Raw genomic sequence first — 9,375 nt, forward strand, 5'->3', positions numbered from 1 at the left:
CCAAACCACTTCTTGTGGGTGGCGGAGACGAATCCATCCTTCTTGAGGGCGGTCAGGATGTCGTTGATCTTGGCGGCGTCGGGGAAGTTCTTGGCAAACATGAAGGAATAGCTCTCTCCGGTCGGGATGCGAGCCACGACCCGGTATTGCGGCTTGTCCTTGATGTAGTACTCCACGGCCGGGATGTCGCTGATGTAGCCGTCAATGCGGCCCGAGGCCAGGTCCAGCATCGCGGGGGCCAGGCCTTCGTAGCGCGAGATGGTGGCGATCTTCAGCTTGGCGGTGTTTTGCGTGGCGTAGATGTCGCCGGTGGAGGCGGTATCCACGCCCACGGTCTTGCCGGCCAGGTCTTCCAGCTTGTCGATCCTGGTGGTTTTCAGTACCGACAAGGACTGGTCGCTGTCGTAGTAGGGCTGGGCAAAGGCCAACGACTCCAGGCGCTTGGGCGTGATGGTGATGCTGGACACCGCCATCTGGATGCGGCCCGACTGCACGGCGGGGAACAGGCCGTTGAACGGAATGTTCTCGATCTGCACCGACTTGCCCGCGCGTTTGGCCACTTCGTTAACCAGATCGATTTCAAACCCTACAAATTTGCCGGTCGCGTCCTGGAATTCCCAGGGCACGTTGCCGATGTTGGCACCCACCGTCCAGTCGGCCGCAAGGGCCGAGGTGGCGGTGGCAAACGTGGCCACCGTCAGGGCGACAGTGGCGGCGACTTTGGTGAAAAGAGGGGTGAATTTCATACGGGCTACTCCTGAAATACCGGGTTGAAAAATAAATTTCCGACAGCGGTGTGCATTGCAAATGTCTGGAGCCGCAAAGATAGCAAATTGAATCAAATAAATCAATAAAAATTAAAATGAATTATTTGAGCCAAAACGGTGCAAAAAAAGGGGCTTGCACCCGTTTGGCGCAAGCCCCTCTGTTTTTCGCACCAAGTGCGTAGATGCTGCCGTAATTACTTTTTGGCCACCATGCCGTAAATGGCCAGCAACACGATGGCACCCACCACCGAGGCAATCCAGCCTGCGGGTGCGCCGGGTGCGTACCAGCCCATTTTTTCACCCACAAAGCTGGCACCGAACGAGCCTGCGATGCCCAGCACCGAGGTCATGATGAGGCCCAGTTTGTCGTCACCGGGCTTGATTGCGCGGGCGATCAAACCAATCACAAAACCGACGATCACCGTACCGATCAAAGAAAACATAGAAAACCTCCGTATACAAAGTTAAGCCAAGGCCAAATATACCCGGCGCTGGTTAAACGGCAATGCCGCCTGCCGTTTCCAGCTGCTCGGACAAGGCCATCCAGCGCACTTCAAGTGCGGCCATATCGGCAGTGACTTTTTTGAGCCGCTTGCTGGCCTGGCCAATTTCGTGCGGATTTTTGGCGGCAGCCAGTTTTTCGTCCAGGCCGTCTTTTTCCAGCTGCAGGGCCGCCATTTCGGTGTCGATCTTGTCCAGGTCGCGCTGCAAGGCCTTGGTGTTGACGACCGGCGCGGCCACCACCACCGGGGCCGGTGCGGGCGCTGCGGCCTTGCCTGCTTCCTTGGCCAATTCGCGCATGCGCTTGGCTTCGTCCAGCAGGTAGCGCTGGTAGTCGTCCAGATCGCCGTCAAACGGCTCGACACCGCCACGCGACACCATCCAGAACTCGTCGCACACCGAGCGCAGCAGGGCGCGGTCGTGGCTGACCAGCATCACGGTGCCTTCGAATTCGTTGAGCGCCATCGCCAGCGCTTCGCGGGTGGCCAGGTCCAAATGGTTGGTCGGCTCATCCAGCAGCAGCAGATTTGGGCGCTGCCAGACGATCATGCACAGCACCAGGCGGGCTTTTTCGCCACCACTCATGCTGCCCACGGCTTGCTTGACCATGTCACCGCTGAAGTTGAAGGTACCCAAAAAGCTGCGCAGGTCTTGCTCGCGTGTGCCTTGGTTGCTCAGTTTGCCGGCGGCCATGGTCTCTTTGACCAGGCGGATCATGTGTTCCAACGGGGTGTCGGCAGGGCGCAGCACGTCCAGTTCCTGCTGGGCAAAGTAGCCGATGTTGAGGCCCTTGCCTTCCAGAATTTCGCCGTGGATCGGCGTGAGCGCGCGGGCCACGGTTTTCACCAGGGTCGATTTGCCCTGGCCGTTGGCGCCCAAGATGCCGATGCGCTGGCCTGCCAGCACCGATTTGTTGACCTTTTGCACAATGACCGTGGGGCCGGTGCCTTCGGGCGCGTCTTCTGGCGCGGGATAGCCAAAGGTGGCATCCGACATGGACAGCATCGGGTTGGGCAGATTGGCGGGCTCTTTGAATTCGAAGGTGAATTCGGCCTCGGCCAGCAGCGGCGCAATCTTTTCCATGCGGTCCAGCGCCTTGACCCGGCTTTGCGCCTGCTTGGCCTTGCTGGCCTGGGCCTTGAAGCGCGAGATGAACTTCTGCAGGTGGGCAATCTTGTCCTGCTGCTTGCTGAACGATGCCGACTGTTGCTCCATCTTCTCGGCGCGCATGTCTTCAAACTTGCTGTAGTTGCCGCCGTAGCGGTTCAGCTTGGCGGTCTCAATATGCACCGTCACATCGGTGATGGCATCCAAAAATTCACGGTCATGGCTGATGACCAGCATGGTGCCGGTGTAGCGTTTCAGCCAGGCTTCCAGCCACACCAAAGCATCCAAGTCCAAATGGTTGGTGGGCTCGTCGAGCAGCATCAGGTCCGACGGGCACATCAGCGCACGCGCCAGTTGCAGGCGCATGCGCCAGCCGCCGGAGAAGCTGTTCACCGGGTTGTCGAGTTCGGTGGTTTTGAAGCCCAGACCCAAAATCAGCGCCTGGGCACGGGCTTGCGCGTCGCCAGAGCCCGCATCGAACAGCGCCATATAGGCGTTGGCCATACGCTCGCCATCATCGGTCAGCTCGGAGGCGGTGACTTCCTGCTGGGCGGCCAGCAGGTTGGTGTCGCCTTCAATCACAAATTCGGTGGCGCTTTGCTCGGTTTCGGGCATGTCCTGGGCCACTTGGGCCAGCCGCCACTGGGCGGGGACGTAAAAGTCGCCGCCGTCTTCGTGCAGCGTGCCGTTGAGCAAGGCAAACAGGGTGGATTTACCCGCGCCGTTGCGGCCCACCAGGCCGACTTTTTCGCCGGGGTTGATGGTGACGTTGGCGCTGTCAAGCAACACTTTGGCGCTGCGGCGCAGCACTACATTTTTAAGGGTGATCATGGCAAGGTGGCTGCCGATGGCGGCCGAAAGATAAGAGATGTGGCCAAGACTGCCGCAGGAGGCTGCGACGCATGGCAAGGGACGATATACAAGGATTTTAGGCGGCTCGGCCCAGGCTGCTAGTGAAGCCCGCCTCCGCGCTTTGCTGTGCGAGGAGAAGGGTTTTGTCTCTGCTATTTAAACCATAGCGCATTGCGCAATTGGAATAAGCATCGCCGGCCTTTTTCCGTAATTTTACAGGAGCGCGCTGCAGCCGGGCCGTAGGTCTGCAAGAATGCCAAACGATATTTCGCGCCGTGCGTTGACAGCGCTATCCCAAGAAAGAATTTATGAGCAGCAAGAAAAGCGATTTCGGACTGATTGGCTTGGCCGTGATGGGCCAAAACCTGGTGTTGAATGTGGAAAGTCGTGGCTTCCAGGTCAGCGTCTTTAACCGTACCACCGACAAGACCGATGAATTTGTGGCCGCCCACCCCGACAAAAACCTGGTGGGCTGCGACACGCTGGAGGCCTTTGTGCAAAGTCTGGCGCTGCCGCGCAAGATCCAGATCATGGTCAAGGCCGGCGCAGCGGTGGACCAGGTGATTGAGCAACTGATTCCCCTGCTAGACAAGGACGACATCATCATCGACGGCGGCAACAGCCTGTACACCGACACCGAGCGCCGCGATGCCTACCTGGCGGAAAAAGGCCTGCGCTTCATCGGCGCCGGCGTGTCCGGCGGCGAAGAGGGCGCGCGCAAGGGCCCTTCCATCATGCCTGGCGGCCCGGCATCCACCTGGGAGGTGATGCAACCGATTTTTGAAGCCATCTCGGCCAAGGTCGACGGCCAGCCTTGCGTGATCCATATCGGCCCCGGCGGCGCGGGCCACTACGTGAAGATGATCCACAACGGCATCGAATACGGCGACATGCAGTTGATCTGCGAGGCCTACAGCCTGTTCAAGGCGGCGGGCTTCACCACCGACGAAATGGCCGCCATCTTTAACGAGTGGAACGAAGGCGACCTGCAGAGCTACCTGATCCAGATCACCGGCAAGGCGCTGGAGCAAAAAGACCCGGAAACCGGCCAACCATTGGTGGACGTGATCCTCGACAAGGCCGGGCAAAAGGGTACCGGCCAATGGACGTTGATCAACGCCGCCGAGAACGCCGTGGTCATCAGTACCATCAATGCCGCGGTAGAAGCGCGTGTGCTGTCCTCGCAGAAAAAGCAACGCGTGGTCGCCAGCACGCAGCTACAGGGCCCGAAAGCCGACCTCAGCGCCGCCAAGAAAGACCTGGTGGCCAAGGTGCACGACGCGCTGTATGCCTCCAAGGTGATCAGCTACACCCAGGGCTTCGATTTGATCAAGACCATGGGCGAGAAGAAGCAATGGGGCCTGGACTTTGGCGGCATCGCTTCGATCTGGCGTGGCGGCTGCATCATCCGCGCGCGTTTCCTGAACCACATCACCGACGCCTACCGTACCGATCCGGCGCTGGTGAACCTGATGCTGGCACCGTTCTTCAAGGACTTGCTCAATGGTGCGCAGCAGAACTGGCGCGAAGTGGTGGCCCTGGCCGTGAGCAACGGCATCCCGGTGCCAGCTTTCAGCGCCTCACTGTCGTACTACGACAGCTACCGCTCCGATCGCCTGTCGGCCAATCTGCTGCAGGCGCAGCGCGACTTCTTTGGTGCCCACACCTATGAACGCACCGACAAGCCCGAAGGCCAGTTCTTCCACACGGAATGGCCAGAAGTCATCGGCTGAAAACCGTTGGGGCGGCGCTGCCGAGGCGCTTTAAAGCGCGTCCAGCGCCTCGCGGGTGACCAGCAAGACCTGGTCTTCACCCGCGCTGGTCTCTAGCCACACCACTTCGAGCGCCGGGAAGGCAGCCTCGAAGTATTCGCGCTCGTTGCCAATCTCCAGCACCAGCACGCCGTCGGGCGCCATCTTTGCAGAGGCGGCTTTCAACAGACTGCGGATGAAGTCCATGCCGTCGGTACCGCCCGCCAGCGCCAGCACCGGCTCGGCCTGGTATTCGGCGGGCAGGGCGGCCATGCTCTGGCTGTTGACGTAGGGCGGGTTGCACAGAATCAGGTCAAACACACCCGGAACCTGGGCCAAGCCGTCCGATTCCACCAGGGTGATGCGCGTCTGCAGGCTGTGTTTATCTACGTTGATGCGGGCCACGGCCAGGGCATCGGTGCTGATATCGGCAGCGGTGACCTGCACATCGGGGTAGACCATGGCCGCCAGCACGGCCAGGCTGCCGTTGCCGGTGCACAGGTCTAGCACAGCGTGGGTGTGGGTGTGCAGCCAGTAGTCGATGCCGCCGTCCATCAGCAGCTCGGCAATAAAGCTGCGCGGCACGATGGCGCGCTCGTCCACATAAAACGGCATGCCTTGCAGCCAGGCCTCTTGCGTGAGGTAGGCGGCGGGCTTGCGGGTCAGGATGCGCGCTTCTAAAAGTGTAGCTACCTGCGCAATCTGCTCCTGCGCTACCGGCTGATTTTCTACAGAATCCAGATCGTCCAGCGGCAGGCCCAACCGCCACATCACCAGCCAAGCGGCCTCGTCAAATGCGTTGGTGGTGCCATGGCCGTAGGACACGCCTGCGGCTTCGAGCTGGGCGGCCGATTGTTCGATGAGGGTGAGGACGTTCATGGCTGGCGGGACAAAATTTCCAGGGTGCGGCGGTAGATGTTTTTCAGCGGCTCGATGTCGGCCACTACGATGTGCTCGTCGATCTTGTGGATGGTGGCGTTGGGCGGGCCCAGCTCGATCACCTGCGGGCAGATCTGGGCGATGAAACGCGCGTCGCTGGTGCCACCGGTGGTGGATAGCTCGGTGCTGATGCCGGTCTCGGCCAGGATGGCGCTGCGCACAGCATCCACCAGGGTGCCGGGTGTCGTCAAAAACGGCAGGCCGCCCACCGTCCAGGCGATGTCGTAGCTGAGGCCGTGGCGGTCCAGTACCTCGTGCACGCGGCGCTGCAGGCCATCGGGCGTGGATTCGGTACAGAAGCGGAAGTTGAAGTCCACCACCACCGTGCCGGGAATGACGTTATTGGCCCCCGTACCCGCGTGGATGTTGCTCATTTGCCAGCTAGTGGGCTGGAAGAAAGCGTTGCCGCCGTCCCACTGGGTGGCCACCAGCTCGGCCAGGGCGGGCATGGCCAGGTGGATGGGGTTTTGGGCCAGTTGTGGGTAGGCAATGTGGCCCTGCACACCGCGGATGGTGAGCTTGCCGCTCATGCTGCCCCGGCGGCCGTTTTTGACCATGTCACCGGTGCGTTCCACGGCTGTGGGCTCGCCGACGATGCAGTAGTCCATCTGCACGCCGCGCTCTTTGAGGAGCTTGCAGACTACTACCGTGCCGTCCACCGACGGCCCTTCTTCGTCGCTGGTAAGCAGTAGGGCGATGCTGAGCGGGGTGTCGGGCTGGGCAGCCACGAATTCTTCCACTGCCACCACGAAGGCGGCGATGGAGGTCTTCATGTCGCTTGCGCCTCGGCCAAACAGCTTGCCATCGCGGTGTGTGGGGGTGAACGGGTCGCTGCTCCACTGCGCCAGCGGGCCCGTGGGCACCACATCGGTATGGCCTGCAAATGCTATGAGTTTAGGAGCTGCCGCCGCAGGTGCTACCTGCGCTGGAGGGCTAAAACCCTTAAAAATACTATGCCGGACCGCCCACAGGTTGGTGACGCGGAAGTTCTCGGGGCCGCTTTCAATGGTCTCAAACACAAAACCCAGTGGGGCCAGGCGCTCGGCGATCAGGGACTGGCATTGCGCGTCGTCGGGGGTGACGGAGGGCTGGGCGATCAGTTGCTCGGCCAAATACAGGGTTTGGGACATAAATTAGGAAAAATTAATGGGAGGTAACTTGCATGGCTCGCGGTGCCCTGTACCCGAGTCCCTGCAAGTTAGGGCCGCACGTCCAAGGTGAAGTCGGTAAAGCTGGGTTCGTCGTCGGCCTCGGCCTGCAGCACGGCGACCTCGGCTTTTTGGCTAGTGCGGGCAAAATCGTTTTGCAGCCGCCACATCAGGTTGGTGGCTGAATCGGCATTGGCCAGGCCTTCCTTGCGGTCGATCAGGCCCTCGGTGATCATGCGGGCGATGTCGCTTTCGAAGGTTTGTGAGCCCTCGGCCAGCGATTTTTCCATGGCTTCCTTGATGCCGCCAATGTCGCCTTTTTCGATCATGTCGGCCACCAGCAAGGTGTTGAGCATGATCTCCACTGCCGGAACGCGTTCGCCCGACGGTGTGCGCAGCAGCCGCTGCGAGACGATGGCGTTCAGCGCCACGGCCAGATCGGCCTGCATGGTGGCACGCACTTCCACAGGGTAGAAATTGACGATGCGGTTCAGCGCCTGGTAGGAGTTGTTGGCGTGCAGGGTGGCCATACACAGATGGCCGGTCTGGGCGTAGGCGATGGCCGCGGACATGGTTTCGCGGTCGCGGATTTCGCCGATCAGTATCACATCCGGCGCCTGGCGCAGCGCGTTTTTCAGGGCCACTTCGAGAGATGCGGTGTCGGTGCCAATCTCGCGCTGGTTGACGATGGAGCGCTTGTTTTTATACAGGTATTCAATCGGGTCTTCGATGGTCAGGATGTGGCCGCCCGCGCGCTGGTTGCGGTGGTCGATCATGGCCGCCTGGGTGGTGGTTTTACCGGCACCGGTAGAGCCCACCATCAGCAGCAGGCCGCGCTTTTGCATCACCAGGTCGCCCAGGATGGCGGGCACCTTCAGGCTGCTGAGCAAGGGCACGTCGACATTGATGTAGCGCACTACCACCGAATAGCTGCCGCGCTGGCGCATGGCGCTGACCCGAAAACGCCCCACGCCCGGCACCGACACGGCCATGTTCAGCTCGCCGGTGGCTTCCAGTTCGGTTATTTTCTCGGCCGGCACAATTTCGGCCAGCAGGCTGCGTGGCGCATCGGTTTGCAGCAACTGGCTGTTGACCGGCACGCACAGCCCGTTGATGCGGATCAGCGCGGGTGCGTTGGCCGACAAATAGACATCGGAGGCTTTTTTCTCCTGCATCAGCTTGAGAATACGTTCCATTGTGGACATGGCTTACCTCCGATGGGGTCGTGGGGTCAGTCGGGTATCAGTCGCGCAGCAGGTCGTTCAGGCTGGTCTTGGAGCGGGTTTGCGCATCCACGCGCTTGACGATGATGGCCGCGTACAGGCTGTACTTGCCGCCGTCTTTGGGCAGCGTGCCGCTGATGACCACCGATCCGGAGGGGATGCGGCCGTAGGTCACGGTGTCGGTGGCACGGTCGTAAATCGGGGTGCTCTGGCCGATGTACACGCCCATGGAGATGACCGAGTTTTCTTCGACGATCACGCCTTCGACCACTTCGGAGCGTGCGCCCACAAAGCAGTTGTCTTCAATGATGGTGGGCCCCGCCTGCAGGGGTTCTAGCACGCCGCCGATGCCCACGCCGCCGCTCAAATGCACGTTCTTGCCGATCTGCGCGCACGAACCCACGGTGGCCCAGGTATCCACCATGGTGTTTTCACCCACGTAGGCACCGATATTTACGTAGGAAGGCATCAGCACCGCGCCCTTGGCAATAAAGCTGCCACGGCGGGCCACGGCGGGAGGCACCACGCGCACGCCGGTGGCCTTCATTTCTTCAGCGCTCAGGTGGGCGAACTTGGTGGGCACCTTGTCGTAGAAGCCCAGCGAACCGGCCTGGATGACTTCGTTGTCTTTCAGACGGAACGACAGCAACACAGCCTTCTTGATCCACTGGTGCACGGTCCACTGGCCCACGGCTTCGCGGGTGGCGACGCGCAGGTGGCCGTTGTTCAGTTCATTCAGCACATGCTCGACGGCATCGCGCACTTCGGCGCTGGAGGCGGTGGGCGACAGGTTGGCGCGGTCTTCCCATGCGGCTTCGATGGTGGCTTGGAGTTGTTGTGTCATGGTTGTTCTTCAGTTACGGGATTGGATAAATTGGCGAATACGTTGGGCGGCTTCGGCACACTCGGCGGTCTCGGCCACCAGGGCCATGCGGATGCGCTGGCGGCCCGGGTTGTGGCCATGGGCTTCGCGCGCCAGGTAGCTGCCGGGCAGCACCGTGACATTGTAGGCAGCCAACAGGTCGCGGGCGAAGGCGACATCGCTGTCCAGGCCGTCCACCACGGCCGGGCCGGGCACCTGCGCCCA

8 protein-coding genes and 1 pseudogene are annotated in these 9,375 nt (G+C 61.1%); 1 reads left to right on the top strand and 8 read right to left on the bottom strand.

The features are described 5' to 3' along the window. The 3 genes from ABI213_RS05055 to ABI213_RS05065 all read right to left on the bottom strand — a co-directional run. Positions 1–746 (bottom strand): transporter substrate-binding domain-containing protein (locus ABI213_RS05055; protein ID WP_348026287.1); only part of this gene is annotated, 746 nt, incomplete at its 3' end. Positions 747–961: 215 nt separating this feature from the next. After that, the gene (locus ABI213_RS05060) at positions 962–1,210 is read right to left on the bottom strand and encodes a GlsB/YeaQ/YmgE family stress response membrane protein (RefSeq protein WP_348007026.1); all 249 of its coding nucleotides are present in this window, start codon (positions 1,208–1,210) and stop codon (positions 962–964) included. Positions 1,211–1,262: 52 nt separating this feature from the next. Continuing rightward, positions 1,263–3,206, bottom strand: a complete 1,944-nt coding sequence (locus ABI213_RS05065; protein WP_348007027.1) for an ATP-binding cassette domain-containing protein — start codon at positions 3,204–3,206, stop codon at positions 1,263–1,265. Positions 3,207–3,535: 329 nt separating this feature from the next. Between ABI213_RS05065 and gnd the strand changes: the two genes are divergently transcribed. Beyond that, positions 3,536–4,960 (top strand): decarboxylating NADP(+)-dependent phosphogluconate dehydrogenase, encoded by a 1,425-nt coding sequence (gnd, locus tag ABI213_RS05070; protein ID WP_348026289.1) that lies wholly within the window; start codon positions 3,536–3,538, stop codon positions 4,958–4,960. Positions 4,961–4,990: 30 nt separating this feature from the next. On the opposite strand, the gene prmB is transcribed toward gnd, so the two are convergent. The 5 genes and pseudogenes from prmB to ABI213_RS05095 form a co-directional block, all read right to left on the bottom strand. Further along, entirely contained in the window at positions 4,991–5,857 is an 867-nt protein-coding gene (prmB, locus tag ABI213_RS05075) for a 50S ribosomal protein L3 N(5)-glutamine methyltransferase (protein ID WP_348008788.1), read from the bottom strand. Then, entirely contained in the window at positions 5,854–7,047 is a 1,194-nt protein-coding gene (dapE, locus tag ABI213_RS05080; protein WP_348008787.1) for a succinyl-diaminopimelate desuccinylase, read from the bottom strand. Before dapE ends, prmB begins: the two co-directional genes overlap by 4 nt. A gap of 68 nt (positions 7,048–7,115) precedes the next feature. Then, entirely contained in the window at positions 7,116–8,270 is a 1,155-nt protein-coding gene (locus ABI213_RS05085; RefSeq protein ID WP_348008786.1) for a PilT/PilU family type 4a pilus ATPase, read from the bottom strand. A gap of 37 nt (positions 8,271–8,307) precedes the next feature. After that, entirely contained in the window at positions 8,308–9,132 is an 825-nt protein-coding gene (gene dapD / locus ABI213_RS05090; protein WP_348008785.1) for a 2,3,4,5-tetrahydropyridine-2,6-dicarboxylate N-succinyltransferase, read from the bottom strand. Positions 9,133–9,141: 9 nt separating this feature from the next. Next, positions 9,142–9,375, bottom strand: a pseudogene (locus ABI213_RS05095) (succinyldiaminopimelate transaminase); the annotation flags it as partial.

It is taken from the genome of Rhodoferax sp. (assembly GCF_039922535.1).
Classification (GTDB): domain Bacteria; phylum Pseudomonadota; class Gammaproteobacteria; order Burkholderiales; family Burkholderiaceae_C; genus Rhodoferax_B.